This is a genomic window from Alterluteimonas muca (assembly GCF_021191595.1).
Taxonomy (GTDB): domain Bacteria; phylum Pseudomonadota; class Gammaproteobacteria; order Xanthomonadales; family Xanthomonadaceae; genus Luteimonas; species Luteimonas muca.
The window spans coordinates 256,246-281,073 of the sequence record NZ_JAIWPS010000001.1 but is presented as its reverse complement, the minus strand read 5'-3'; the positions used below and the strand labels follow the sequence as shown (position 1 = coordinate 281,073).

The window sequence follows — 24,828 nt, the reverse complement described above, 5'->3', positions numbered from 1 at the left end:
CCGCGTGCGGCACCTCTGACGATGAGGACCACCGCGCGCTGAAGGCTCTGCCCGGCAGCGCCCGCGGCGGCCGCGTGATCTGCGCCTGTCATCGTCCGCGGGCCGCACCGTCCGCTTCTCCCGGAAATTCCCATGACCCCCTATCCCCCGCTGCGCGAGCAGTGGTTCGGCAACGTGCGTGGCGACCTGCTCTCGGGCCTGGTCGTGGCGCTGGCGCTGATCCCCGAAGCCATCGCGTTCTCGATCATCGCAGGCGTCGATCCGCAGGTCGGCCTGTACGCTTCGTTCTCGATCGCGGTGGTGATCGCGTTCGCCGGCGGGCGCCCCGGCATGATCTCCGCCGCCACCGGTGCGATGGCACTGGTGATGGTCGGCCTGGTGCGTGACCACGGGCTGCAGTACCTGCTGGCGGCGACGATCCTGGCCGGCGTACTGCAGGTGGTGGCCGGCGCCACCGGCCTGGCCAGCCTGATGCGTTTCGTGTCGCGCTCGGTGATCACCGGCTTCGTCAACGCGCTGGCGATCCTGATCTTCATGGCGCAGCTTCCGGAGCTGATCGACGTGCCGTGGGCGGTCTACGCACTGTGCGCCGCCGGCCTGGCGATCATCTACCTGTTCCCCTACGTCACCCGCAAGGTGCCGTCGCCGCTGGTGGCGATCGTGCTGCTGACCGCGGTCGCGGTCGGTTTCGGCATCGAGGTGCGCACCGTCGCCGACATGGGACAGCTGCCCGACAGCCTGCCGGTGTTCCTGCTGCCCGACATCCCGCTCACGCTCGACACGCTGTGGATCATCCTGCCGGTGTCGGCGACGCTGGCGGTGGTCGGCCTGCTGGAGTCGCTGCTGACCGCGCAGATCGTCGACGACCTCACCGACACGCCCAGCAACAAGCACCGCGAAAGCGTCGGCCAGGGCGTGGCCAACATCGCCACCGGCTTCCTCGGTGGCATGGCCGGCTGCGCGATGATCGGGCAGTCGGTGATCAACGTGAAATCCGGCGGCCGCGGGCGGCTGTCGACGCTGGTGGCGGGCGTGGTGCTGCTGATCCTGGTGGTGTTCGCCGGGCCGTGGGTGGGGCTGATCCCGATGGCGGCACTGGTGGCGGTGATGATCATGGTGTCGATCGGCACCTTCGACTGGCGCTCGGTGCGCGACCTGCCGCGCAACCCGCGCAGCTCGGGCGTGGTGATGCTGGGCACGGTGGCGGTGACCGTCGCCACCCACGACCTCGCGAAGGGCGTGCTCACGGGCGTGCTGCTGTCGGCGCTGTTCTTCGCGCGCAAGGTCGCGCGCGTGCTGCACGTCGACTCCGCACTGGCGGACGACGGCCACACCCGTCGCTACACGGTGACCGGCCAGGTGTTCTTCGCCTCCGCCAATGCCTTCGCGTCCGCGTTCGACTTCCGCGAAGTGGCGGAAACGGTCGTCATCGACGTCTCGCGCGCCCAGTTCTGGGACCTCAGCGCGGTGGGCGCGCTCGACAAGGTGGTGCTGAAATTCCGCCGCGAGGGTACGTTGGTGGAGGTGGTCGGGCTGGACGCCGCCAGCGCCACCCTGGTCGACCGCCTCGGCGTGCACGACAAGCCCGACGCCCGCACCACCGGCCCGCACTGAGGAGCTGCACGATGTCGACATCGCCCATTCCCACCGACGGCCACGTGCTTGCCGCGGTCGACGGCTCCCCCTCCACCGGCGCGGTGGTCTCGCTTGCCGCGTGGGCCGCGCGCCGGCTCGGCACGCCGCTGGAACTGCTGCACCTGCCCGACGATGGCGGGCCCACGCCGCTGGATGCCAGCGGCAGCATCGGCCTCGGTGCGCAGGACGCGCTGCTGCAGGAACTGGTCGAACTCGACGCACGCCGCGCGCAGCTTGCGCAGGCGCGCGGACGGCAACTGCTGGAAGCCGCGGCATCCAGCGCCGACAACAGTGGTGTCGAGATCATCACCCGGCAACGCCATGGCCGCCTGCGCGATGCACTCGTTGAGGCTGAAGCCGACACCCGGCTGTTCGTAATCGGGCTGCGTGGCACCCGTGGTGGCGGCTCCGGCCAGGACATCGGCGGGCAGGTGGAACCGGTGCTGCGCACGGTGCAGCGCCCGGTGCTGCTCGCCCAGGCACTGCCCCCGGAGCGGCCCATCACACGCGTGCTGATCGCCTTCGACGGCAGCGAGACCTCCCACCGCGCGGTGGAACGCGTGGCCGCCAGCCCGCTGCTGCGGGGCCTCGAATGCCACCTGTTACTGGCCGGCGGCGACGCCGCGCAGCAACGCGGGTTCGAGGAGATGGCGGGCACCCTGGCTAGCGCCGGCTTCGCACCGCAGCTGCATCGCGCCGGCCTGCCTGCCGACGATGCGATCGTGGCGCACGTCGACAGCCTCGGTATCGACCTGCTGGTGATGGGCGCCTACGGCCACTCACGGCTGCGCGAATGGTTCCTCGGCAGCACCACCGGCCAGGTGCTGCGCCGCAGCCCGGTGCCGCTGCTGGTCCTGCGATAGCGCAACGCGCGGCGGGTCCGGTCGTCGGCCCGCGACGGCCGACGTTCCGTCAACTGCGCGGGCGGTCATTGCGGAACGTGCGGGTCAGCGCGTCGCGTGCAGGCCTGCTTTCCCCGGGGGCCGGCACAGGCCCGCGTGCTCATGCCCGCGCACGCAGCAGCCACGATGCGACCGCCACGCAGGCCAGCGCCACCAGCGCCCCCGGCCACGCGCCCAGCAGCAGCGCGGCACCAAGCCCGGCAAACAGCGCGGCGCCACCAGCCACGATGGCTGCCGTCGCCGCGGTCGCGGCCACATCCCGGCGGCGACCCATCTCGTAGCGCACCACCGCCACCATCACTGGCGCCAGGCATGCCGCACACAGCAGCAGCCAGCACAGCCGGCCGAGCCAGAAGCCGGGTGTTCCGGGATCGCCTGCATCGATCGGCAGCCCGGTGCGCTCGCCGATCCACGCCGCCGGCAGTTCCGCCAGCTTGTGCCAGAGATACAGCGGCATCCCGAGTGCACCCAGCACCGCCACCATCCGCGGCAGCGGATGCCGCTCGAGGAACCGGCGCGCGGGCGCTTCCGTCAGCAGTACCGCACCCACCTGCAGCCACACCACCCCGACCAGTGCCAGCGTCGGCGGCAGCATGTTGTTGCCGGCCAGCTGCACGCCGACCATCGCCACCGGATAGCCGCTGGCCATCGCCGCCGCCAGCCACACGGCCGCCAGCGCAAGCAGCCACGCGCCGTGACGCGCGCCGACAAGGCGCCCACTGCGCCACGCGATGCCCAGCTGTTGCGGCAGCAGCCACACCGCCAGCAGGTTGATCCAGCCGATGCCTCCGGCGCTGGCCTCGACACGTGCACCCAGCTGCAGCAACTCCGCGGGATGCCGCACACCCGCGCGCAGCAGATCGGCCAGCACCGCAACCACGAGCAACGCAACGACGGCCTTCAGGCCGAAGCGGCGGTCGGCGCGCACGCACAGCGGCAGCAGCGCCTGCACCGCCAGCAGCATCACCAGGAACCACAGATGGATGGTCAGCGAACTGTTGAAGGCCTGCAGCAGATGGCCATCGGCCAGTCGTGCGAACAGCGCAATCGCCGCCAGCACCACCAGATAGGTCAGTGTCGGCCGCGCCAGCCCCAGCGCGCGTCCGGCCCACCAGCGCCGCTGCGAATCACCCTCCCCCAGCCGGCGCAGCACGCCACCGGTACTGACCGCCGCGGAGACGAACACGAACAACGGCACCACCTGCACCAGCCAGGTCAGCGCACCGGCGAGTTCCCAGTTGCGCAGCAGATGGTCGGTGCCGACCAGCCGTCCGCCCTCCACGCGCGGCAGCGTCGCCATCCAGTGGCCGAACACCACCACCAGCAGCGCGCAGGCGCGCAGCGCGTCGGCGTAGATGTCGCGTGTGGGACTGGTCCGCGCAACGTCCTCGCCCGGCGGCGCCGCAGCAGGATGGGGAGTCGGACGTTCGTGTGTGTGCAGCGGCATGCTTCGGAGCATAGCGGCCCGTCCCGACCTGCTTTCAGCTGCCGGACTGCAGCGCCGCCTCCACCAGCGGTCGCGCCCACTCCGGCGTGGCCGTCAGCGCCCGCAGGTCATCTGCCGACGGCCAGACGGCACGGCCGGCGGACATCTCCAGCAGCAGCACGGGATCCGGCACGCGCGCACCCGGCGCGACATCCGTGCTGTTGTCGTAGACCTGCAATCGCGCCAGCCGCGGCATCAGCGCGATGAGGTTTTCGCGCGCGCGCATCCAGCGCGCGCGGATCATCGCTTCGGGGATGTCATGGCCGCCAGCGGCCACGCGTGCCTGCACGCGGGCGACGTGCTGTTCGGGCGAGGCTAGCCCGCAGTACCACATCAGCACGTCGTGGCTGCGCGCGGCCTCGGCGATGCGCAGGGCGACGGTGGTGCCGCCGAGCGTGGTCTCGAACGCGTGGTGGTGTCCGGCGGCGAGCGCGGCGTCGAGGCGGCGCACGCCTTCCTGCCAGGCGGCGGCATTGGCGTCGGCAATCGCGCAACCGGTGCGCTGCGCGAGTTCGCGGGCGAAATCGTCGGGATTGAACCAGTCCAGGCCGGCGCGCTGCAGCAGATGGCCGCCGATCGAACTCTTGCCGGCGCCGTTGACGCCGGCCAGCACGTAGAGGACGGGACGCGGCATCGTCAGCCGCGGCGTGCGTCGTCGACGGGTGGCCCGCCGTTGCGCGCGTTCAACGCGGGCGGCCCGCGCGCACCCTGCCGCCGAGCGTCGCCGGGGCATCCATCACCGCGCGCAGGCGTGCACCGGCATCGTCGGCCTGGAGTGCGGCCAGGCGCTCATCGAAACGCGCGCGCAGCTCTTCCAGCGCCCCACGTTGCGGTGCGCCGGCGGCGGCCAGTGCACGCAGCATGGCGTCGTATTCCTGCGCCGACAGGATCACCGCTTCGGGCGTGTTGTGGTTGGTCACCGCCAGCCGCCCTTCGCGGGCGACCGTGCGCATCACGCCGCGCCAGCCGAGCTTCTTGACGTCGGACGCGGGCGCGCGCGGGAGGTCGTCGAGGCTGTCGAGTTTCAGGGGCAGGGACATGGGGCACCTCCGGGGAGGCGCCCATAATACCCATATTTCCCTTTTCGGGGATTCCGCAGGATGCCGTCAGAGGATGTAGCGGCTCAGGTCCTGGTCCTTTACCAGCTCGCCCAGGTGGGCATCGACGTAGTCGCGGTCGATGGTGACGGTGCCGCCCTTGTCGGGTGCCTCGAAGCTCAGGGTGTCGAGCAGCCGCTCGAGCACGGTATGCAGGCGGCGCGCACCGATGTTCTCCTGGGTCTCGTTGACCTGCGCGGCGATCTCGGCAAGGCGGTCGACGGCGCCCTCGGCGAACGTCAGCTCAACGCCTTCGGTGCGCAGCAGTTCGACGTACTGCGTGGTCAGCGCGGCCTTCGGCTCGGTGAGGATGCGCACGAAGTCTTCCTTGGTCAGCGCACTGAGTTCCACGCGGATCGGGAAGCGGCCCTGCAGCTCCGGCACCAGGTCACTGGGCTTGGCCATGTGGAACGCGCCGGAGGCGATGAACAGGATGTGGTCGGTCTTCACCGAGCCGTACTTGGTACTCACCGTGGAGCCCTCCACCAGCGGCAGCAGGTCGCGCTGCACGCCTTCGCGGCTGACATCGCCACCACCCACCGCCTCGCTGCGGCGCGCGACCTTGTCGATCTCGTCGATGAAGACGATGCCGTGCTGCTCGCAGGCCTCGATCGCGGCCTCGCGCACGTCGTCCTCGTTGACCAGCTTGCCGGCCTCTTCCTCGACCAGCAGCGGGCGCGCCGCCTTGATCGTCAGCTTGCGCTTGTGCGTCTTGCCGCCACCGAGGTTGGCGAACATCTGCCGCAGCTGCTGGCCCATTTCCTCCATGCCCGGCGGGGTCATGATGTCCATGCCGGCAGCGGACGCGGCAAGGTCCAGCTCGATCTCGCGTTCGTCGAGGTCGCCGGCGCGCAGCTGGCGTCGCAGCTTCTGGCGGGTCTCCGATTCCTTTGCCGATGGCTCGGCGCCGATGTCGACGGTGGTGCTCGGTTGCGCACCGAAGCCGAACGCCGGTGCCGGTTGCTCGCGACGCGGCAGCAGTGCATCAAGGATGCGGTCCTCGGCGCGGTCCTCGGCCTGGGTGCGCACGCGCTGCTTGGCCTGTTCGCGGTACAGCTTGACCGCGGTATCGGCGAGGTCGCGGATGATCTGCTCGACATCCTTGCCGACATAGCCGACCTCGGTGAAGCGCGTGGCTTCGACCTTGACGAACGGCGCGTTGGCGAGCGTCGCCAGCCGCCGCGCGATCTCGGTCTTGCCGACGCCGGTGGGGCCGATCATCAGGATGTTCTTGGGCATGACCTCGTTGCGCAGCTCTTCCGGCAGCTGCGCGCGGCGCCAGCGGTTGCGCAACGCGATGGCCACCGCGCGCTTGGCCGCGTTCTGGCCGACGATGTGGCGGTCGAGCTCCTGCACGATCTCGCGCGGGGTCATGGTGGACGAGGTGGTGGCGTTCTGGGGCATCAGAGTTCTTCGACGACGATGTTGCGGTTGGTGTAGATGCAGATGTCGCCGGCGATGTTGAGTGCCTCGGTGGCGACCGTGCGCGCGTCCAGTTCGGTATGCGCCAGCAGCGCGCGTGCAGCCGACAGTGCGAACGAGCCGCCGGAACCGATGGCGATGATGCCGTCGTCGGGCTCGATGATGTCGCCGTTGCCGCTGATGATCAGCGAGGTCTCGCGGTCGGCCACCGCCAGCAGCGCTTCGAGCTTTCCGTAGCGGCGATCGGTGCGCCAGTCCTTGACCAGTTCCACCGCCGCGCGCACCAGCTGGCCGCCGTGCTGCTGCAGCTTGATCTCGAACAGTTCGAACAGGGTGAAGGCATCGGCAGCGGCACCGGCGAAGCCGGCGAGCACCTTGCCATCGCCCAGCCTGCGCACCTTGCGCGCATTGCCCTTCATCACCGTGTTGCCAAGCGTGACCTGGCCATCGCCGGCAACGACCACGCGATCGCCCTTGCGGATCGACACGATGGTGGTGGCGTGGAAGACATTGGGGTTCTGGCTGGGATCCATGCGGCGCTCCGGGGTCGAATCCCCTGAGTGGGGCCGCTCGCGCGCGCTTCAAGCGCCACCGGCCGCAGGCATCCCGCCACGGGTTCAGCTGCGTGCCTGGTCCAGCAGCGCACGCGCGCGTTGCTGCAGCGCAGCCCACGAGGCGTCGAGCTGGTCCGGTTTCGGGGTGACGCGCGCGATCAGCGCGAGCGCCGCCTCCAGCTGTTCCACCCGCCACGCGAGTTCGGCGTAGTCGTGGGCCAGCACCAGCTCCACGCGGCGATCCTGGCAGATGCCGATGCACGGCGCCGGCGCATCCACCTTGCCGCAACCGATGCAGCGCCAGCCTTCAATCGTCTCGACCATGCCATGCATCGTGCCGCGGACAGGTGCCGTGCGCCCTGACGCGGATCAAGACACAACGTACGAACGCGCCGGCCGGTCAGCGGCCGCGCCGCTTCGCGCGCGGGTGCGCGGCGTCGTACACCTTCGAGAGGTGGCCGAAGTCGAGGTGGGTGTAGATCTGGGTGGTGGCGATGTCGGCGTGGCCGAGCAGTTCCTGCACGCCCCGCAGGTCGCCGGAGGATTCCAGCACGTGGCTGGCGAACGAATGCCGCAGCAGGTGCGGGTGCACGCGCTTGAACAGGCCCTGGCGCTGGGCGAGCTGGCGCATCCGCAGCTGCACCGCGCGCGGGGTGATGGTGCCGCCGCCACGTCCGGGAAACACAGGAGCGTCCGCGTTGGCACCACCCTCGGCAGCCCACTCGGTGAGCGCACGCACCGCGTACGAGCCCACCGGCACCAGCCGCTGGCGGCTGCCCTTGCCGAGCACGCTCACCAGCCCATCCACCAGGTCGAGATCACGCCAGCGCAGGGCGCACAGTTCCGATACGCGCAGGCCGGAGGAATAGAACAGCTCGAGCATCGCGCGGTCGCGCCGCCCGAGCGGCGCGTCGGTGTCCACCTCGACCAGCGCCTTGGCTTCGTCGGGGTCGAGCACTTCCGGCAGCCGCCGTGCGGCCTTCGGCGCGCGCACGCCGGTGCAGGGGTCGGCTTCGATACGGCCATGGCGCAGCAGCCAGCGGAAGAAACTGCGGCAGGCCGACAGCCGCCGCTGCAGGCTTTTCGGCGACAGACCGCGGCGATGCTCCGCCGCGACGAACGCACGCAGGGCTGGGTTGTCGACGGCCGCGGGCGCGAGGTCCTGCGCCTGCGCCCAGGTGGCCAGCGCCTGCAGGTCGCGGCGGTAGGCATCGAGGGTGTGCGCGGAGACGCGCTTCTCGACGCGCAGGTGGTCGAGGAACGCGGCCACGTCGGCCGGCAGCGGCACGGGTGTGGCGGCGTCCTCGCGCATCCGCGTGCGCCTCAGCCCGCGAAGCGCTGCATCGCGGCGGCGAAGGCCTCGCCCATCATGCGCAGGAACAGCGTGCCCATGCCGGGGTAGAAGCGGTTGGCCTCGCGGCTGCCGACCGCGATCAGGCCGACGCCTTCCAGCGGCAGCAGCGCGGTGGACTGCACGTCCTCGACGCGCGCGCCGTACAGCAGCGACTGCTTGTCCGGATGCAGGCGGCCGCACAGCGGTTCGCCCTCGCGCAGGGCATCGACGAACGGGCGCAGCAGCGCATCCTCGCGCGGCACCACCTGCACCCAGTCGCTGCCCTCCAGCCCCGCGACGGGTTCGAACAGCACCACCCGCACGAGGTCGCCGTTGAAATCCTCCGCCAGCGATGCCGCCAGTGCGCGCACGGTGTCGGCAGGCGTGGCCTGACGCATCAGCGCCAGGGTCAGCTGGTGCGTGCGCACCGCCAGCCTTTCGTTCTCCTGCGAGATCGCGAACAGGTCGTGCAGGCGACGCGACAGCTCGCGGTTCTTGTCGCGCAACACTTCCAGCTGGTAGCCCGCCAGCGAGGCCGCGGGGCCGTCCTCGCGCGGCACCACCATGGTCATGGCGAGGTCCGGGAACTGCTGCAGGAACTTCGGATGGCGGCGCAGCCAGGCCGCCACCTCGTGCGCGCTGATCTTCTCGACGGTGTCGCTCATGCGATCCACTCCCCTTCGAATACGAATGCGGCCGGTCCGGCCATGGTCAGTTCGGCGTCGTCACGCGGCCATTCGATCCGCAGCGTGCCGCCGGGCAGTGCCACGTCGACGGCGCGCTCCACGCGTCCGCGACGCATCAGCACGGCGGCCGCTGCACTGGCGCCACTGCCGCAGGCGCGCGTCTCGCCGGCACCGCGCTCGTACACGCGCAGGCGCACGTGGCTGCGGTCGAGCACCTGCGCGAAGCCGATGTTGGCGGAATCCGGGAATGCCCGCTGGCGCTGCAGCCGCGGGCCCAGCGTGCGCACCGGGGCGACGTCGAGGTCCTCCACCTCGATCACCGCATGCGGATTGCCCATCGACACCGCACCGAACTCGATGCGCGTGCCATCGACGTCCAGCCAGTAGCGGTCCGCGCATGTGTCGAAGCCGGCCAGCGGCACCTCCGCCGGCTCGAAGCCGGGCACGCCGAGCGCGACGCGGAACCTGCCTTCGCCAAGGTCGTCGACGACGTGGCTGCCGGCAGGGCTGTCGAGCAGGAAGCGCGTGGACGAGGCCGCACCATCGCGACGCAGCCAGGCGGCCACGCAGCGCGCGCCGTTGCCGCACTGGCGCGACGGCGACCCATCGCTGTTCCAGATGCCGTAGGCAGCGACCGCGTCGGGCGTGCGCGGTGGCTCGATGGTCAGGATCTGGTCGCAGCCGACGCCGGTGTGGCGGTCGGCCAGCGCGCGGCACAGTGCGGCGTCCGGCGGCGGGCCGCCATCGCGCAGGTCCAGCACCACGAAGTCATTGCCGGCCCCGTGCATCTTGCTGAAACGCAGGCCTGTCATTGCTGCAGCCGGCGCGGTCACCCGCCGCGCGCGGCATCCCCGGTCGGCGGTGCGGTATCGCCCTCGGCCGCGCCGGTGGGCACCGGCACCGTGCCGCTGCCATCGACCGGCGGCGTGGCGCCATCGCCGTCGACGGGTGGCATTCCGTCATCAGCTTGCACGGGCGGCAGGTCGTCGGCGTCGTCTGCCGGCGGCGGGCTGGGCAGGGTGTCGGCATCGTCGACCACCGCCGGCTCCGGCGGTGGCAGGAACAGGTCGCCCTTGTTGCCGCAGGCGGACAGCGCCAGACACAGCGCCACGAGGCAGGCCGCGGACGGCGGCAGGAGGCTTCGATTCATGGCCGCAGTGTAGCGGCACCCGGCACGCCGAGGAACGCATGCGACCGTGCGCGGCGGCGCGCGAGACCGGCGATCGTCAGGACTGCGGAGGCGGCGCCGGCGGTTCCGGCCGCGCCCACAGCCAGGCCGCCACGCAGGCCATGCAGGCGATCGGCAGCGCGGTCATCCACCAGCGGTGCGCGGCGAACAGCGGCATCACCACCAGCAGCACCAGCGCGCACACCGCCATCATCGCGGTGGCCATCCACTTGCCGCGGCGGGCGACCGCGCCGTGCAGTTCCCAGTCGACGATGGCGGGGCCGAAATGCGGATGCGCGAGCAGGCGTTGGCGCAGGCGTTCGGAACCGCGCGCGGCGGCCCAGGCCGCGATCAGGATGAAGACGGTGGTCGGCAGCCCCGGCACGAACACGCCGACCAGTCCGAGCCCGAGGCTGACATAGGCCAGCAGCCACCAGGCCCAGCGGAATCGGGTGCGTGCTTGCATGCCTGCATGATAGGCCGCGCCCGCGGACGGCCATGTGGCGGGCGCGGGCGTGCCGGACGCGTGCGGTCAGTCCTCGACGTGCAGCTGCGCCAGCAGGAAGGCGTACATCTCGGCGAGCTCACGGTAGCGGCGGAAGCGGCCCGACTTGCCGCCATGGCCGGCGTCCATGTTGGTGCGGAACACGATCGGGCCGTTGCCGGTATCGAGGTCGCGCAGCCGTGCCACGTACTTCGCCGGCTCCCAGTACTGCACCTGCGAGTCCCACAGCCCGGTGCCGATGAACATCGATGGATAGGCCTGCGCGCTGAGGTTGTCGTAGGGCGAGTACGACAGCATGTAGTCGTAGTAGTCCTTCTGCTCCGGGTTGCCCCACTCGTCGTATTCGTTGGTGGTCAGCGGGATGGTCGGGTCGAGCATCGTGGTGACCACGTCCACGAACGGCACCTGCGACAGGATCACCCGGTAGTCCTGCGGCGCCATGTTCGCCACCGCGCCCATCAGCAGGCCGCCGGCGCTGCCGCCGTAGCCGGCCACGCGATCCTTCGCCGCATAGCCACGCGCGACCAGGTCGCGGGTGACGTCGATGAAGTCGGTGAAGGTGTTGACCTTGTTGAACAGCTTGCCGTCGTCGTACCAGCGGCGGCCCATCTCCTGGCCGCCACGGATGTGGGCGATGGCATAGACCATGCCGCGGTCGAGCAGGCTCACCACCGGCAGGTTGAAGCCCGGGTCCATCGACATGCCGTAGCTGCCGTAGGCGTACTGCAGCATCGCCGCCTCGCCGTTCTTCTCGAAGCCTTTCCGGTAGACCAGCGACACCGGGATGCGGGTGCCGTCGCGGGCCTCGCTCCACAACCGCTCGGTGACGTACTGCGACGGGTCGTAGCCGATCACCGGCTGCTGCTTGAGCATCCGGCGCTCGCCGGTGGCGACGTTGACCTCGTAGGTCGTGGCCGGCGTGGTCAGCGAGGTGTAGCTGTAGCGCAGCCACTGCGAATCGGGCTCGGCGTTGACGGCCAGGCCCATCGAGTACGCAGGCTCGTCGGCGGCGACATGTTGCTCGCTGCCATCGTCCTTGAGCACGCGCACGCGCTCGAGTGCGTCGGAGCGCTCGCCGATCGCGGTGAAGCCGTCGAACAGTTCGAAACCCTCGATGAAGACGTCATCGCGATGCGCGACCCGGTCGGTCCACTGCGCACGCGAGGTCGCGCCGCTGGGCGCCGTGACCAGCTTGAAGTTGGCCGCGCCGTCGGCATTGGTGCGGATCACCCAGCGCCCGCCGTGGTGGTCGGCGTCGTATTCGAGATCGCGCTCGCGCGGCGCGAGCACGGTGAAGCTTTCCGGGTTGTCGGCCGGTGCATAACGCAGCTCGTCGGACACCGTGCTGCCCACGCCGATGACGATGTAGCGGTCGTCGCGGGTACGGTCGATGCCCATGTAGAAGCTGTCGTCCTCCTCCTCGTACACCAGCACGTCGTCGGCCACCGGCGTGCCCAGCACGTGCTTCTTCACCCGTACGGTGAGCAGCGTTTCCGGGTCGTTCTCGACATAGAACAGGGTGCGGTTGTCATCGGCCCAGACCAGGTTCGCCGAGACCCCGGTGATGGTGTCCGGGTAGTCCTCGCCGGTCTCGAGGTTGCGGAAGCGCACGGTGTACTGGCGGCGGCCGTTGGTGTCCTCGGCATAGGCAAGCAGGCGGTTGTCCTGGCTGACCACGTAATCGCCGACGTTGTAGTAGTCCTTGCCTTCGGCGAGCACGTTGACGTCCAGCAGCACCTGCTCGCCGTCGAAACGGCCAGCATCGTTGGCTGCCAGCAGGCCGGCGGCATCGAGGCCCTCGCCATCCGGCCGCCGCGCATACACCGGGTAGTCCTTGCCGGTCTCGAAGCGCGAGTAGTACCAGAAGCCGCGCTCGCGGTACGGCACCGAGCTGTCGTCCTGCCTGATGCGGCCGACGATCTCGTCATACAGGCGGTCCTGCAGGCCCTTGAGCGGGGCCATCACCGCATCGGCATAGGCGTTCTCGGCCTGGAGGTAGTCGATGACCGGTTTCGCCTCGCGCTTGTCGTCGCGCAGCCAGTAGTACTCGTCCGCGCGCACCGCGCCGTGGGGAGCACGCACTTCGTGCGGCTGGCGCTCGGCGTCGGGCGGCGTGGGCAGGTCGGCGGCATTGAGGTTGGCGGTCATGAGCAGGGCGGTGGCCAGCAGGGAGAGATGCTTCATGGATGGGGATCCGGCGGCGGAATGCAACGCGGCCGCCCCGGAGGACGGCCGCGCAGGGGAGTGGCAGCGCCTACTTCAGGTGCTGCCAGAGGAAGGTGTAGTACAGCGCGTCCATATGCGCGGCCTGGCGGTTGTTGGCCGCGCCGCCGTGTCCGCCCTCGATGTTCTCGTAGTAGCGCACGTCCTTGCCGGCCCCGCTCATCAGCGCGTGCATCTTGCGCGCATGGCCGGGGTGGACGCGGTCGTCGCGGGTCGAGGTGAGGATCAGCGTCGGCGGGTAGTCCTTCGCGGCGTCGAACAGGTGGTACGGCGAGAAGGTGCGGATGAATTCCCACTCCTCGGCCACATCGGGATTGCCGTATTCGGCCATCCACGAGGCACCCGCCAGCAGCTTGTGGTAGCGCTGCATGTCCAGCAGCGGCACCTGGATCACCACCGCGCCGAACAGCTCCGGGTACTGGGTGAGCATGTTGCCGGTGAGCAGGCCACCGTTGCTGCCACCGCGGATGCCGAGGTGCGCCGGCGAGGTGACCCTGCGGTCGATCATGTCCTGCGCGACCGCGGCGAAGTCCTCGTAGGCCTTGTGGCGGTTGGCCTTCAGCGCCGCCTGGTGCCAGCGCGGTCCGTACTCGCCGCCGCCCCGGATATTGGCGACCGCGTACACGCCGCCCTGCTCGAGCCAGCCCTTGCCGACGCCGCCGGAATAGCCGGGCGTCAGCGAGATCTCGAAACCGCCGTAGCCGTACAGCAGCGTCGGGTTGCTGCCATCGAGCGCCATGTCCTTCGGCCGCACCAGGAAGTAGGGCACGCGGGTGCCGTCCTTCGAGGTGGCGAAGTGCTGCTCGATCTCATGCGTGGAGGCATCGAAGAACGCCGGCATGGTCTTGAGCGTTTCCGGCGCCCTGCCCGGCTCCACCAGGGCCAGCGTGCTCGGGGTGAGGTAGTCGGTGACGGTCATCCACAACGCGTCGGACTCGTCGCTGTCGACCGCCGAGACCGCCACGGTGCCGAACTCCGGCGCGCCCTCGAACTCGCTGCGCGTCCAGCCGTCGGGGCCGGCGGTCAGCACGCTCAGCCGGTTCTTGACGTCGTCGAGCACGTTGAGGACGACGTGGTTGCGGGTGAAGGTGGCACCCGCCAGCGAGGTGGTGTCGGTCGGCTCGAACAGCACCTCGAACTCGCGCCCGCCGGCCATGTAGTCGTCGAACTTCGCTGCCAGCAGCGAACCCGCCGGATAGCTGCGGCCACCGGCCTCGAGCGGCTCGCGCAGTTCCAGCGTCAGCCACTCGCGGTGCACGCGCTTGTTGGTGGAGTTCGGCGCATCGATCTTCGTCAGCGTGCCGTCCGCGTTCCGCAGGTACAGCTCGTCGTTGTAGAAGGCCAGGGTGCGGCTGACGAAATCACGCTCGAAGCCCGGCGTGTGGTCGCGCATGGCGGCGATGTACATGTCGTCGGCGCGACCCTCGTACACCACGGTGGCCTGCTCGATCGGGGTGCCGCGCGTCCACTGCTTGACGATGCGCGGATAGCCCGACGTGGTCATCGAGCCGTCGCCGAAATCGGTGTAGACGTAGACGGTGTCGCGGTCGATCCAGTTCAGCCCGCCCTTGGCCTCCGGCCGGAAGAAGCCGCCGTCCACCCACTGCTTCGTCGAGAGGTCGAACTCGCGGGTGACGTCGGCATCGGCACCGCCGCGCGAGAGCGCGATCAGGCAGCGGCTATAGTCCGGTCGCAGGCAGTCGGCGCCATGCCAGACCCAGTTCTCGCCTTCGGCCCTGTTGAGGGCGTCGAGGTCGAGCAGCACTTCCCATTGCGGCTGGGGCTTGCGGTACTCATCGAGCGTGGTGCGGCGCCAGACACCGCGCTCGTGGTTCCGGTCGCGCCAGAAGTTGTAGTAGTACTCGCCCTGCTTGTAGACGCCGGGGATGCGGTCGTCGGAGTCGTAGATCGCCAGGAGGTCGGCTTCCAGGCGCTTGAACTCGGGGGTCGCGGCCAGCTCGGCCTCGGCCTTTGCGTTCTGCTCGCGGACCCAGGCCAGGGCGCGGTCGCCCTCGACCTCTTCCAGCCATTGATGCGGATCGGCCACGTCGGCGCCCTCCTGTGCGTGCGCGCCAGCGGCGAGTCCAAATGCCAGGCCGGCAGCCAGGCAGAGTCGGGAGAGATTCGGCATGTACAACACCCCGGAAGCGGTCAAAGCGCGCACGCTATCACAGCGGTCGCGGCGGCCGGGGTGCCGGAAGTCCCGTGGCTTGGCGCGTACTCAGGCGGCCTGCACGCGCGGGCGCGGACGGGTGGCGCGGGTCGCCCGGCGCCGCTGGGCCTGCTGCAGCGGGCGGCGACGGGCCGCTCCGGTCGCTGTGATCGGCGATGGCGCGAGCAGGCGGTCACGCACCAGCAGCGCAACCAGCGAGGCCGCGGGCAGCACCAGCAGCCAGAGCGGCAGCAGGCCGATCGCCGAGCCGCCACGGGCGGCGGGAAGCGAGAGCATGGCCACCACGGCCAGGAACATCAGGCCCAGCAGCGCGGCGTACAGCAGCGGCGACGACGCGGGATCACGGTGGCTTGCAGGGCGCATGGCGGGCTCCGGAGGAAGATGACGTGGCCATCGTCCGCCGGGGTGGTCGCACAGGCTGCGACGTGCTCAGTTCTCGTAGTTCGACAACGCCAGGGCCAGCAGCGAGCGCGCCTGCTCACGCAGCGAGGCGGGCTCGACGATCTCGGCGTCGGCGCCGTAATGCAGCACGTCCATCAGCAGTTCGCGCGGGGAGCTGTAGGGCACCCGCAGTTCGTAGCCGCCATCGGGCAGCGCGCGGCCCTGCTGCTGGGAGTGCCAGTGCTCGTCGGCCACCCAGCGCGCGGCGCGGGCGTTGAAACGGATCATCGCCCAGCCCTTGGGTTCGCCGGAGAAGATGCCGTAGCTGCCGGCGAGGTGGCGGTCCAGCTCGGCCTCGTCGATGTCGCTGGCGGCGCCGTCGAGTACCCGCGCGCCGCTGACGCGGTCCACCGAGAAGCTGCGCAGCGCCTCGCGGCCATGGTCCCAGGCATCCAGGTACCAGTTGCCGCGGTAATGGGTGATGCGCTGCGGCGACACCGTGCGCCGGGTCTTCTCGTCGGTCGAACGCGCGCGGTATTCGAAGCTCAGCTGCTTGCGCTCGAGCACCGCCGAACACACGAAGCGGAACGCCTGCTCGTCCATGCGCCGCGAGCGGTGCGGAATCACCCGCACGCGGTCGACCGGCCACTGACGGCCCGAGGAGTGCTCGTCGAGCAGCTTCTCGATGCGCTGCTGCAGCGGTGCCAGCGCGTTCGAGAGCATCCCGCCGCCGCTGCGCGACAGCAGCTGCTGCGCGGCGAGCAGCGCGTGCAGCTCGTCGGAGCTCAGCCACAGGCCGGGCAACTCGAAGCGGTCGGCCTCGGCGACGTCGTAGCGGAAGCCGGCCTCGCCATCGCCGACGATCGGCGCCATCAGCGCGTCGCGCAGGAAGGCGAGGTCGCGGTAGACGGTGGCGCGGGAACAGCCGAGTTCGTCCTGCAGCCGCGCCACCGTCACCGGGTAGCGCGAGTTCCTGAGCGTGCGGTGCAGGGCGAGGATGCGTTCGTATCGGTCCATGGCCGGATTATGCGTTGCCGGGGTCGACGCCGTGCAACGAAGGTTTAACCGGGCACCGGCTAGCCTCGCCGCGCACTGAGGACATGCACATGGATCGGGAATGGCCGTAACGCAGGGAACGCGTGGCACCGGGGTGGCGGCGGCGCTGATCACGGCGGCGCTGCATGTCGTGGTGATGCAGTGGCTGCTGGCGCAACGGGTGACAACGCGCACCGTGTCGACGCCGGCCTTGCAGGTGACGTGGATCGAGCCCGTCGCAGCGCCGACCACCGACGGCGCACCCGAAACCAGCAGGTCGCCACCTCCGGTTCACGTGCAGGCGCGCAACCGCAGCGGCATTGCCCCCACCACGTCGAGGGACACGCCCGACGCGGCGCCTGCAGAAGCCGGCGACACACCGGCACCCGGGCGCGGCCATGACCTCATGCGCGAGGCGCAGGCCTGGTCCCGGCAACAGCCGCTGCAGGCGGAGTTCCTGCCCGATCCGCTGCGCCACCGCGACGTCGCCACCGACGGGCCCTTTGCGATGCGCGACCCGGTCACCGTGGCCGACGTGGCCAATGCCATCGGCCAGCTGATGGGTGGTCCGGGCTACACCACCGACCCCTGCCCGCGGGTGCGCCAGAACATCGGCGCGCTCGGCAGTGGCGGCCGTTCCGAGCTGCTCGACGAGGAATTACGGCGCCTGCGCAAGCTGTGCCTGTGACTCAGGCACGGGAGTTGCCAGCCGCGCGCGCACCGCCTCGGCGACCTGCAAGGCCTGGCCGCGCAGCTCCGGCATGGCGATGCTTTCCCACAGGCTGCCGGCACGCAGCGCGCCCAGCGTCCACAGGCCCGGCAGCGGGCGGCCATCGCGATCGTGCAGCGCGCCATCGGCGGCGGTGTCGAGCCCGATCCCGTGCGGCCCCGGCCGCACCAGCCCCTGCGCCAGCAGGTCCTGCAGCAGCGGGCTGCGCGCGCGGGTGACGCGCTTCTCCATGCCGGTGGCGTTGACCACCACATCGGCATCGATCACCGCTTCGGCACCGTCTCCCCGGCGCCGATAGCGGATCCGCGGACGCGCGCCGGGCTCCAGCGCGCGGGCGCGGCCGGCATGCAGCACGAAGCGGCCATCGGCGGCCAGCATCCCGAGCACCGCCGCGACCTCGGGGGCAATGCGATGGCGGTGGATGTCCCACTGCCGCACCGCGTGGCGCAGAAAGCGCCGCTGCTCAACCTCCGGCCACGCGGTCCACAACGCCTGCACGTGCGGACGCAGCGCATCCAGCACGCCCTGCCACGGGCGGCCCGCTTCCGCTTCGTGCGCCGCCCAGGCGCGCAGGGAACGCAACCGCGCACGTACGCCGAGCGGCAGCAGTGCCGCCCAGTCGCCGGCCGCCGGCGCCGCCACCGTGTGCGCCAGGGGCAGCAGGCCATTGCGCGACAGCGCCACGATCCGACCGCGGTGGCCGTTGGCATGCAGGGTGACCACGGCATCGACCATGCTCAGGCCGGCACCGACGATGCAGACGTCGGCATCGCCATCGATCGCCGCGACCGCCCCGTAATCCCAGGCCTCGACCACCTGCTCCGGGTCCAGCGCGTCGGCACCGGCCAGCGGCAGCGGCGCGGCGAGGTTGCCGATCGCCAGCACCACCGATCGCGCATCGAGGCGCCCTCCGTCGGCCAGGCTGATGCGGTAGCCGGCAGCGGCCGGCGTGATCCCGTCGGCCATCGCGGCCACGCGCTGCAGGCGATCGGCCGCCGGCGCGGCCTCCAGCAACGCGGCGAGGTAGGCGCCGTACTCGCGGCGCGGCATGAAGCGCGGTGCCAGCGCCGCCGGTTCCACGCCGGCGTGCGCCGGCTGGCGCTGCAGCCAGGCGACGAAATGGCCCGGGTCGGCGTTGAGCGCGCTCATCCCCGCCGCGCGCACGTTGAGCAGGTGTTCGTCGCGGCCGGTGGAGTACGCCGCGCCGCGTGCCAGCGCCGTGCGCGGTTCCACCAGCGCCACCGACGGTGCTGCGTCCACGCGGTCGAGCAGGTGCGCGGCCACCAGCGCACCACTGGCACCACCGCCGAGGATGGCGACGTCGACCTGGCGTACGGAAGAACTGGACAAGGCGTGACCTGCGCGGTGCTGCGGGCCGCGCAGTATCCCATCCGCCACGCCCGCGGCGGCGGCCTGCACGCGGCATCGGGCATGCTTCGCACTCCTTCGGCCATCCGCGGACGCAATGCCCAGCCTGGAACTCTGGATCACCCTCGCCGTGATGGCCGCCGCCATCTGGCTGTTCATCACCGAGAAACTGCGCGTCGACGTGGTCGCGCTGCTGGTGATGACCGCGTTGCTGGTGGCCGGCGTGCTCACCCTGCCCGAGGCGTTGTCGGGCTTCAGCAACCAGGCCACGGTGATGGTGGCGGCGATGTTCGTGCTGAGCGGCGCGCTGCAGCGCAATGGCGCGCTGGTGGCGGTGGGCGAGCTGATCTCGCGCATCCGCTACCGCTGGGTGTTCCTGCTGGTGATGATGGGGCTCACGGTCTCGGTCGCGGCGTTCATCAACAACACCGCGACGGTTGCGGTGTTCCTGCCGCTGATCATCGCCGCCACCACCGCCAACCGCTGGGCGCCGTCGAAGTTCCTGATCCCGCTGTCGTACATGGCGCAGACCGCCGGCGTGTGCACGCTGATCGGCACCTCGACCAACCTGCTGGTCGATTCGATGGCCCGGGAGAGCGCGGGCGTGGGCTTCACCATCTTCGAGTTCGCGCCGCTGGGGATCATCTTCGTGGCGATCGCCGCGGTGTACCTGCTGACGGTGGGCTGGTGGCTGCTGCCCGACCGCGGCACCCCCGACAGCGATGAAAGCCACCACATCGGACGCTACGTGGCCGAACTGGTGGTACCCGAGGAGGCGACGGTGGTGGGCAAGCGCGCCAACCTCGCCGTGCCCGAGGGGTTCGACAGCGTCGACCTGGTGGAGGTGCTGCGCCGCGGGACGCCCGTGGCCGACCCGCAGGCCGCCATCGAAGCGGGCGACCGGCTGCTGCTGCGCGGCGAGTGGAAGCACATCCAGGCCGCGCGCAAGGCGATGAAACTGGCCTTCGACCGCAATACCCGCGACATCGACGACGGCGCCCGCGATGGCCGCATGCTGATGGAGGCGATGGTCTCGCCCGGGTCCCATCTCGTCGGCCACACCCTCGCCGGCATGCGCTTCGGCCATACCTATCGCGCCCGCGTGCACGGCATCCACCGGCGCCGGCTGACGATCCGCCAGCCACTCGACCGGGTGCAGCTCGCGGTCGGCGACGTGCTGCTGATCGACGCGCCTGCCAATGCGGTGGAGGCACTGCGCGTGGACCGCGGCCTGATCGTGCTCGACGAGCGCGAGCAGCCCAAGGTGGACGTCCCGCGCGCGGTGGCATCGGCGGCGATCATGGCGGTGGCGATCGGCATTGCCGCGCTGGGCTGGCTGCCGATCGTCGCCTCGGCCCTGCTGGGCTGCCTGGCGCTGGTGGTGTTCCGCCTGCTCGATCCGGACGAGGCATATGCCGCCATCGACTGGCGGGTGATCCTGCTGCTGGCCGGCATCATTCCGCTTGGCATCGCGCTGCAGAAGACCGGCGGCGCGGCCATGGCCGCCGACGCCATCCTCGGCGTGCTCGGGCCCTACGGGCCACTGGCGACGCTGGCGGCGATCTACCTGATGACCGCGCTCCTCACCGAGTTCATGAGCAACAACGCGTCGGCGGTGCTGGTGGTGCCGATCGCGCTGGCCACCGCGGCATCGATGGGCATCGACCCGAAGCCATTGCTGATCGCAGTGGCGTTCGCCGCCTCCACCAGTTTCGCCACCCCGATCAGCTACCAGACCAACACCATGGTCTACACCGCCGGCGGCTACCGCTTCAGCGATTTCGTCCGCGTGGGCATGCCGCTCAACGTGATCTTCTGGATCGCCGCGATCCTGTTGATCCCGCGCTTCTTCCCGTTCCACCCCTGACGCCGCGGCACCGCGCGGCAACTGTGACCGCCAGCATTGGGGAAAGCGGGCGCGGACGGGTATCGTCGCCGGGCCGCGCGGCAGGGGCGACACGGGGACGCGGCCCACCCGACGATGCGGATCCGATACGGCGCCATGCCGGCCGACCACGCGTGCCCACGCCCGGAGAGCTTCGATGCGCCCATCAGTGGCACTGCTGTTTCCCCCGCTGGCTGCCGCCGGCACCGGCCTGCTCGCCTGGCTGGGCATTTCGGTGGTGCTGCTGCATGCCCGTGCCGACCTGATGCCCGCGCTCTATCCGCTGCAGGCCAGTGCGCTGCTGCTGGGCGGCGCGCTGGTCGTCATCGCGCTGGTCGGCCGGCGCATGCATGCACGCGACAACGCCGCGCTTTCCGCGCCGGCGTGGACGCGCCGGGCCGACCTTGCCGCGGTGACCGCGCTGGCGATCGCCGCGGCGCTGTTCGTGGTGCTGCGCTGGGTCCCCGCCGGCCCCAATCGGGCGCTGGTACTGGGCCTGCTCGGGCTTGCGCTTGCGGCGGCCGCGCTGCTGGCGATCGCCGGCGCTGCACTCGCCACGCGCGAGGATGGCGCGGACCCGCTGCGGATCCCCGCGCGGATGCTGCTCGCGCTGACACTCGGCCTGGCGCTGCTGTTCTGCCTGATGGCCTGTCAGCTGCCGTCCGGTCGCGGCAACGCCGGAATGCTGCTCACGCTCGCCCTGCTGGGGCTGCTACTGGCGGCCTCCGCGCTGGTGCGCTGGCGTGAGCACGACCGCAGCGCCACGCCGATGCGGGAAGCGCGACGCGCGCGGCTCATCCACGCCGCCCTGCTTGCGGCGCCGCTGGCGTGCTGGGTGCTGGCCACTGTGGCGCCCGCGATGGTGTGGCTGCTGGTTGCGACGGCCGCCCTGGTACTCGCCGGGATCCTCGAACACGCACCGCCGGCGCGGTTTGCAACTGAATACGGCGCCGGGTGATACTGTCGGCATGTAAACGCTTCCACTGAGGACTGCCGATGTTCCCCGGCTGGTGGCTCGCCGTGGTCGGGCTACCTGTATTCACCCAGCCACTTCCCGAAGCGCCGCTGCAGCCGGCGCCGATCGCGCTGGTCGGTGGCCAGGTCTCCGTGCGTTCGCTGTGCCTGCAGCTGGTGTGTTCCGACGCCGAATGGCAGGGCACGCGTCCCCGTGTGCTGCCGCCCCCGCCAGCGCCCGGCACCCGGATCAGCGTGCGCCGCCAGCAGGCGGCCGCCCAGCGTCTGCGCAACCGCCGCCTGATCGGCCTGTACGCGCCTGCCGTAGCGCGCGACCGGGTGATCGCCTATGCGCGCAACTGGCGCGTCGACACCACCTACCGGCTGGACGCTGTGCGCGAGCAGGACACCAGCCTGCGCGTGGAACTGGGCACCGGCTACCGCATCGAGCCCTATACCGACTACGGCACCGCGGTACCCGGGCTGGTCGCGCGCGGTGGCTTCAGCCTGCAGCAGCGCTTCGGCAACCGGGCGCTGTGGAACCAGCGCGTGCTGTTCGAGGCCGGCCGCGAGAACACCTACGTCCGCCAGAGCGTCGGCCTCGACCTGCGCCTGGCGGACGACTGGATGCTGCACTCCAGCCTGGAGATGTGGCACGACACCGCCGCCAACGGTGGCGAGGGACGCACCGAGAAGACCGGCTCGCTGCGCCTGCGCTATGCATTCTGAGATCCCCGCCCCGCATCGTTTCCTCCCGGAGTTTCCACCGCCATGTCGTACCTGCTTTCCATGCTGCTCGCCGTCGCCACGCCCCCGCCCGACCACACCGTCGAGGCCGTGACCGAGGATCGCGGCTGGACCGGCACCGGCGAACTCGGCATGGCGATGGCGCGCGGCAACACCCGCTCCGAAAGCCTCAACACGCGCTTCGTGTTCCAGCGCGAGACCGCGCATCGCAAGCACCAGGTGCGCGCGTCGGGGCTGCGCACGCGCAGCGAGGTGACCGCCGTCTACGAGGAGGGCGGCGAGCCGGAGACGCGCGCGCAGATCACCGCCAATCGTTTCGACATGGGCGCGTCCACCTCGATCAAGTTCGACCCGCGGCGCTACCTGGTGGGCGCGGTGCGCTACGAGAACGACGACTTCTCGTCCTACGACTACCAGGGCACCGCGTCGCTGGGCTACGGCCACCACTTCATCCGCAACGACACCACCACGCTGCTGACCGAGATCGGCCCGGGCTACCGGCGTGCGGACACCCGCTCGGGCGGTGTGGAGAACGGACCGCTGCTGCGCGGGCTGTTCGACTTCAGCACCCGCCTGACCGATACCACCACGCTGGTCAACACGCTGCTGGTCGAAGCGGGCGACGACAACACCTACGCGCAGAACGACTTCGGCGTGTCGGTGGCGATGAACGCCTCGCTGGCGCTCAAGGCCGGCTTCCAGGCGCGCCACAACACCGAGGCCAGCGATGCCGACATCAGCCGCACCGACCGCCTGACCACGGTCAACCTGGTCTACACCTTCAGGTAGCCGCCGGCAGGAACTCCCCAGCGCCGCCATCAAGCAGCGCGCGCGCGACCGCGACCCCCACCGCCTGCGGATCGGCCACGTCGCCTTCGGCTTCGGCACGCACGCAGCGGCCATCGGCGGCATCGCCCACCATGCCGCGCAGGTGCACGCGATCGCCGCGCAACGTGGCCAGACCCGCGACGGGCACATGGCAGCTGCCGTGCAGCGCGCGGTTCATCGCCCGCTCGGCCTCGATGCAGATCCGCGTCGGCGCGTCTTCCAGCGGTGCCAGCAGCGCATTGATGCGGGTGTCGCCGATCAGGCTTTCCACCGCGATCGCACCCTGCGCCGGCGCCGGCAGCCAGTCCGGCGCATCCAGCCGCGAGCGGATGCGCGACTCCAGCCCGAGCCGCTGCAGCCCGGCACAGGCCAGCACGATCGCGTCGTACTCGCCGGCATCCAGCCGGCCCAGCCGGGTGTTGACGTTGCCGCGCAGGTCGCGCAGCACAAGGTCGGGGCGCCGCGCACGCAGTTGCGCCTGGCGGCGCAGCGACGAGGTGCCCACGCAGGCCCCCTGTGGCAGGTCGGCGATGCCGTCGTAGCGGTTGCTGATGAAGGCATCGGCATGGTCGGCGCGCGCCAGCACCGCCGGCAGCGCGAAGCCGGGTTCGAGCTCCATCGGCACGTCTTTCAGCGAATGCACCGCGCAGTCGGCGTCACCGCGCTGCATCGCGAGTTCCAGTTCCTTGAGGAACAGGCCCTTGCCGCCGATCGCCGCCAGCGAGCGGTCGAGTATCTCGTCGCCGCGGGTGGACAGCGGCACCAGCACCACCTCGAGTCCGGGATGCAGCGCCTGCAGGCGTTGGGCGACGTGTTCGCTCTGCCACAGCGCGAGCGGGCTCTTGCGGGTGGCGATACGCAGGGTGTTGTTCATGCCGCGCATTATCGCAGGCCATGCGACCCCGACTGCCGACCCCGCGTGAACAGCCCCACACGCAGCCCCCACGCGATGGTCTGCCGCCCACGCTGCGCCACGGACACAGCGGCTCAGAGCGTGCGGATCGCGTCCCTGACCTGCGAGACGCAGCGGCGGCTGACCTCCAGCGGCTGCGGCACGTGGCGCAGCACCGCATGCACCTGGCCATCGTGGCTGCGCCGCAGTTCCACCAGTTCGTGCCGCGACACCAGGCAGTTGCGATGGATGCGCATGAAGCGCTCGCCGAACTCCTGTTCCAGCGACTTCAGCGATTCCTCGATCAGGTCCTCGCCACGCGCGTGGTGCACCACCACGTACTTCTCCTCCGCCTGCAGGTAGCGGATGTCCTCGACCGGGATCAGCCGCAGGCTGCCGCGCAGGCGTGCGCACAGGTGGGTCCGGGCGCGCGCGCCGCCCTCGCCGTCCGACTGCCCGCGGCCCAGGGTGAAGGTGCGTGCGCGCTCGAGCGCCACGTGCAGGCGTTCCGGGCGCACCGGCTTGACCAGGTAGTCGACCGCGGCGGCATCGAACGCCGACAGTGCATGTGCGTCGTAGGCGGTGCAGAACACCACCGCCGGGCGTGGATCGAACGCGGCCAGGTGGCGGGCGACCTCGAGCCCGTCGATCCCGGGCATCGCGATGTCGAGCAGCACCAGGTCGGCGTCATGGGCGGTGCAGGCCTCGAGAGCGGCCTGCCCGTCGCCGACCTCGGCAACCACCTCGACGGCCGCTTCCTGCGCGAGCAGTGCGCGCAGGCGCTCGCGTGCCAGCGGTTCGTCATCGGCAATGACGACCTTCAT

At 70.7% G+C, this 24,828-nt stretch carries 25 protein-coding genes; 7 read left to right on the top strand and 18 right to left on the bottom strand.

The genetic code is table 11. The features are described 5' to 3' along the window. Window positions 1–132: 132 nt before the first annotated feature. Both LDO11_RS01285 and LDO11_RS01280 read left to right on the top strand, forming a co-directional pair. Complete coding sequence (locus LDO11_RS01285) at window positions 133–1,614, top strand: SulP family inorganic anion transporter (protein ID WP_232139914.1); 1,482 nt, start codon at window positions 133–135, stop codon at window positions 1,612–1,614. An 11-nt stretch (window positions 1,615–1,625) separates the two neighbouring features. Continuing rightward, on the top strand, window positions 1,626–2,498 hold the full coding sequence (locus LDO11_RS01280; RefSeq protein WP_232139913.1) for a universal stress protein: 873 nt from the start codon (window positions 1,626–1,628) through the stop codon (window positions 2,496–2,498). A gap of 139 nt (window positions 2,499–2,637) precedes the next feature. Here the strand turns inward: LDO11_RS01280 and LDO11_RS01275 are convergent, their stop codons facing one another. From LDO11_RS01275 to LDO11_RS01205, 15 genes are all read right to left on the bottom strand, one after another. Then, window positions 2,638–3,984, bottom strand: coding sequence for an acyltransferase family protein (locus tag LDO11_RS01275; RefSeq protein ID WP_232139912.1), 1,347 nt, complete (start codon window positions 3,982–3,984; stop codon window positions 2,638–2,640). 34 nt (window positions 3,985–4,018) lie between these two features. Continuing rightward, window positions 4,019–4,657 (bottom strand): ATPase, encoded by a 639-nt coding sequence (locus LDO11_RS01270; protein WP_232139911.1) that lies wholly within the window; start codon window positions 4,655–4,657, stop codon window positions 4,019–4,021. Between the two features lie 49 nt (window positions 4,658–4,706). Then, window positions 4,707–5,063 carry a type II toxin-antitoxin system prevent-host-death family antitoxin gene (locus LDO11_RS01265; RefSeq protein WP_232139910.1) on the bottom strand — a complete coding sequence of 119 codons (357 nt, stop codon included), beginning with the start codon at window positions 5,061–5,063 and terminating at the stop codon, window positions 4,707–4,709. A 66-nt stretch (window positions 5,064–5,129) separates the two neighbouring features. Continuing rightward, window positions 5,130–6,524, bottom strand: a complete 1,395-nt coding sequence (hslU, locus tag LDO11_RS01260; protein WP_494337143.1) for an ATP-dependent protease ATPase subunit HslU — start codon at window positions 6,522–6,524, stop codon at window positions 5,130–5,132. Further along, on the bottom strand, window positions 6,524–7,075 hold the full coding sequence (gene hslV / locus LDO11_RS01255; protein WP_129134916.1) for an ATP-dependent protease subunit HslV: 552 nt from the start codon (window positions 7,073–7,075) through the stop codon (window positions 6,524–6,526). Before hslV ends, hslU begins: the two co-directional genes overlap by 1 nt. A gap of 84 nt (window positions 7,076–7,159) precedes the next feature. Further along, a complete protein-coding gene (locus tag LDO11_RS01250) occupies window positions 7,160–7,420 on the bottom strand; it encodes a hypothetical protein (RefSeq protein WP_129134915.1) in 261 nt (86 codons plus the stop codon). 76 nt (window positions 7,421–7,496) lie between these two features. After that, window positions 7,497–8,408: a tyrosine recombinase XerC gene (xerC, locus tag LDO11_RS01245; RefSeq protein ID WP_232139909.1), complete on the bottom strand. Its 912-nt coding sequence runs from the start codon at window positions 8,406–8,408 to the stop codon at window positions 7,497–7,499. 11 nt (window positions 8,409–8,419) lie between these two features. Continuing rightward, complete coding sequence (locus LDO11_RS01240) at window positions 8,420–9,094, bottom strand: DUF484 family protein (RefSeq protein WP_129134913.1); 675 nt, start codon at window positions 9,092–9,094, stop codon at window positions 8,420–8,422. Next, complete coding sequence (dapF, locus tag LDO11_RS01235; protein WP_232139908.1) at window positions 9,091–9,927, bottom strand: diaminopimelate epimerase; 837 nt, start codon at window positions 9,925–9,927, stop codon at window positions 9,091–9,093. Before dapF ends, LDO11_RS01240 begins: the two co-directional genes overlap by 4 nt. Window positions 9,928–9,944: 17 nt before the next feature. Then, a complete protein-coding gene (lptM, locus tag LDO11_RS01230) occupies window positions 9,945–10,265 on the bottom strand; it encodes an LPS translocon maturation chaperone LptM (RefSeq protein WP_232139907.1) in 321 nt (106 codons plus the stop codon). Between the two features lie 76 nt (window positions 10,266–10,341). Then, window positions 10,342–10,749, bottom strand: coding sequence for a YbaN family protein (locus tag LDO11_RS01225; protein ID WP_232139906.1), 408 nt, complete (start codon window positions 10,747–10,749; stop codon window positions 10,342–10,344). A gap of 66 nt (window positions 10,750–10,815) precedes the next feature. Beyond that, window positions 10,816–12,972 (bottom strand): S9 family peptidase, encoded by a 2,157-nt coding sequence (locus LDO11_RS01220; protein ID WP_232139905.1) that lies wholly within the window; start codon window positions 12,970–12,972, stop codon window positions 10,816–10,818. A gap of 70 nt (window positions 12,973–13,042) precedes the next feature. Next, window positions 13,043–15,142, bottom strand: coding sequence for a prolyl oligopeptidase family serine peptidase (locus tag LDO11_RS01215; RefSeq protein WP_232139904.1), 2,100 nt, complete (start codon window positions 15,140–15,142; stop codon window positions 13,043–13,045). Between the two features lie 90 nt (window positions 15,143–15,232). Beyond that, window positions 15,233–15,547, bottom strand: coding sequence for a hypothetical protein (locus LDO11_RS01210; protein ID WP_129134909.1), 315 nt, complete (start codon window positions 15,545–15,547; stop codon window positions 15,233–15,235). 66 nt (window positions 15,548–15,613) lie between these two features. Then, a complete protein-coding gene (locus LDO11_RS01205) occupies window positions 15,614–16,582 on the bottom strand; it encodes a helix-turn-helix transcriptional regulator (RefSeq protein ID WP_232139903.1) in 969 nt (322 codons plus the stop codon). Between the two features lie 100 nt (window positions 16,583–16,682). On the opposite strand from LDO11_RS01205, the gene LDO11_RS01200 reads away from it, so the two are divergent. Next, window positions 16,683–17,288: a hypothetical protein gene (locus LDO11_RS01200; RefSeq protein WP_232139902.1), complete on the top strand. Its 606-nt coding sequence runs from the start codon at window positions 16,683–16,685 to the stop codon at window positions 17,286–17,288. Here the strand turns inward: LDO11_RS01200 and LDO11_RS01195 are convergent. Next, window positions 17,259–18,680: an FAD/NAD(P)-binding protein gene (locus LDO11_RS01195; RefSeq protein WP_232139901.1), complete on the bottom strand. Its 1,422-nt coding sequence runs from the start codon at window positions 18,678–18,680 to the stop codon at window positions 17,259–17,261. The two genes, LDO11_RS01200 and LDO11_RS01195, sit on opposite strands and share 30 nt — an antisense overlap. A gap of 115 nt (window positions 18,681–18,795) precedes the next feature. On the opposite strand from LDO11_RS01195, the gene LDO11_RS01190 reads away from it, so the two are divergent. From LDO11_RS01190 to LDO11_RS01175, 4 genes are all read left to right on the top strand, one after another. Further along, complete coding sequence (locus tag LDO11_RS01190; RefSeq protein WP_232139900.1) at window positions 18,796–20,565, top strand: SLC13 family permease; 1,770 nt, start codon at window positions 18,796–18,798, stop codon at window positions 20,563–20,565. A 175-nt stretch (window positions 20,566–20,740) separates the two neighbouring features. Then, window positions 20,741–21,541 (top strand): hypothetical protein, encoded by an 801-nt coding sequence (locus LDO11_RS01185; RefSeq protein WP_232139898.1) that lies wholly within the window; start codon window positions 20,741–20,743, stop codon window positions 21,539–21,541. A 38-nt stretch (window positions 21,542–21,579) separates the two neighbouring features. After that, window positions 21,580–22,266, top strand: coding sequence for a DUF481 domain-containing protein (locus tag LDO11_RS01180; protein ID WP_232139897.1), 687 nt, complete (start codon window positions 21,580–21,582; stop codon window positions 22,264–22,266). 42 nt (window positions 22,267–22,308) lie between these two features. Beyond that, a complete protein-coding gene (locus LDO11_RS01175) occupies window positions 22,309–23,073 on the top strand; it encodes a DUF481 domain-containing protein (protein WP_232139895.1) in 765 nt (254 codons plus the stop codon). Here the strand turns inward: LDO11_RS01175 and hemC are convergent. Both hemC and LDO11_RS01165 read right to left on the bottom strand, forming a co-directional pair. Further along, window positions 23,066–23,986: a hydroxymethylbilane synthase gene (gene hemC, locus LDO11_RS01170; protein ID WP_232139894.1), complete on the bottom strand. Its 921-nt coding sequence runs from the start codon at window positions 23,984–23,986 to the stop codon at window positions 23,066–23,068. The genes LDO11_RS01175 and hemC overlap by 8 nt on opposite strands. A 113-nt stretch (window positions 23,987–24,099) precedes the next feature. Beyond that, window positions 24,100–24,828 carry a LytR/AlgR family response regulator transcription factor gene (locus tag LDO11_RS01165; protein ID WP_232140315.1) on the bottom strand — a complete coding sequence of 243 codons (729 nt, stop codon included), beginning with the start codon at window positions 24,826–24,828 and terminating at the stop codon, window positions 24,100–24,102.

What these genes read in the sequence shown, in the direction of transcription:
- LDO11_RS01250 (WP_129134915.1), bottom strand. Translation starts at nt 7,420, where the DNA reads ATGGTCGAGACGATTGAAGGCTGGCGCTGCATCGGTTGCGGCAAGGTG.
- LDO11_RS01200 (WP_232139902.1), top strand. Translation starts at nt 16,683, where the DNA reads ATGGCCGTAACGCAGGGAACGCGTGGCACCGGGGTGGCGGCGGCGCTG.
- dapF (WP_232139908.1), bottom strand. Translation starts at nt 9,927, where the DNA reads ATGACAGGCCTGCGTTTCAGCAAGATGCACGGGGCCGGCAATGACTTC.
- LDO11_RS01190 (WP_232139900.1), top strand. Translation starts at nt 18,796, where the DNA reads ATGCCCAGCCTGGAACTCTGGATCACCCTCGCCGTGATGGCCGCCGCC.
- xerC (WP_232139909.1), bottom strand. Translation starts at nt 8,408, where the DNA reads ATGCGCGAGGACGCCGCCACACCCGTGCCGCTGCCGGCCGACGTGGCC.
- LDO11_RS01270 (WP_232139911.1), bottom strand. Translation starts at nt 4,657, where the DNA reads ATGCCGCGTCCCGTCCTCTACGTGCTGGCCGGCGTCAACGGCGCCGGC.
- LDO11_RS01185 (WP_232139898.1), top strand. Translation starts at nt 20,741, where the DNA reads ATGCGCCCATCAGTGGCACTGCTGTTTCCCCCGCTGGCTGCCGCCGGC.
- LDO11_RS01225 (WP_232139906.1), bottom strand. Translation starts at nt 10,749, where the DNA reads ATGCAAGCACGCACCCGATTCCGCTGGGCCTGGTGGCTGCTGGCCTAT.
- hemC (WP_232139894.1), bottom strand. Translation starts at nt 23,986, where the DNA reads ATGAACAACACCCTGCGTATCGCCACCCGCAAGAGCCCGCTCGCGCTG.
- LDO11_RS01275 (WP_232139912.1), bottom strand. Translation starts at nt 3,984, where the DNA reads ATGCCGCTGCACACACACGAACGTCCGACTCCCCATCCTGCTGCGGCG.
- LDO11_RS01280 (WP_232139913.1), top strand. Translation starts at nt 1,626, where the DNA reads ATGTCGACATCGCCCATTCCCACCGACGGCCACGTGCTTGCCGCGGTC.
- LDO11_RS01210 (WP_129134909.1), bottom strand. Translation starts at nt 15,547, where the DNA reads ATGCGCCCTGCAAGCCACCGTGATCCCGCGTCGTCGCCGCTGCTGTAC.
- LDO11_RS01180 (WP_232139897.1), top strand. Translation starts at nt 21,580, where the DNA reads ATGTTCCCCGGCTGGTGGCTCGCCGTGGTCGGGCTACCTGTATTCACC.
- lptM (WP_232139907.1), bottom strand. Translation starts at nt 10,265, where the DNA reads ATGAATCGAAGCCTCCTGCCGCCGTCCGCGGCCTGCCTCGTGGCGCTG.
- LDO11_RS01285 (WP_232139914.1), top strand. Translation starts at nt 133, where the DNA reads ATGACCCCCTATCCCCCGCTGCGCGAGCAGTGGTTCGGCAACGTGCGT.
- LDO11_RS01215 (WP_232139904.1), bottom strand. Translation starts at nt 15,142, where the DNA reads ATGCCGAATCTCTCCCGACTCTGCCTGGCTGCCGGCCTGGCATTTGGA.
- LDO11_RS01175 (WP_232139895.1), top strand. Translation starts at nt 22,309, where the DNA reads ATGTCGTACCTGCTTTCCATGCTGCTCGCCGTCGCCACGCCCCCGCCC.
- hslU (WP_494337143.1), bottom strand. Translation starts at nt 6,524, where the DNA reads ATGCCCCAGAACGCCACCACCTCGTCCACCATGACCCCGCGCGAGATC.
- LDO11_RS01265 (WP_232139910.1), bottom strand. Translation starts at nt 5,063, where the DNA reads ATGTCCCTGCCCCTGAAACTCGACAGCCTCGACGACCTCCCGCGCGCG.
- hslV (WP_129134916.1), bottom strand. Translation starts at nt 7,075, where the DNA reads ATGGATCCCAGCCAGAACCCCAATGTCTTCCACGCCACCACCATCGTG.
- LDO11_RS01165 (WP_232140315.1), bottom strand. Translation starts at nt 24,828, where the DNA reads ATGAAGGTCGTCATTGCCGATGACGAACCGCTGGCACGCGAGCGCCTG.
- LDO11_RS01240 (WP_129134913.1), bottom strand. Translation starts at nt 9,094, where the DNA reads ATGAGCGACACCGTCGAGAAGATCAGCGCGCACGAGGTGGCGGCCTGG.
- LDO11_RS01220 (WP_232139905.1), bottom strand. Translation starts at nt 12,972, where the DNA reads ATGAAGCATCTCTCCCTGCTGGCCACCGCCCTGCTCATGACCGCCAAC.
- LDO11_RS01205 (WP_232139903.1), bottom strand. Translation starts at nt 16,582, where the DNA reads ATGGACCGATACGAACGCATCCTCGCCCTGCACCGCACGCTCAGGAAC.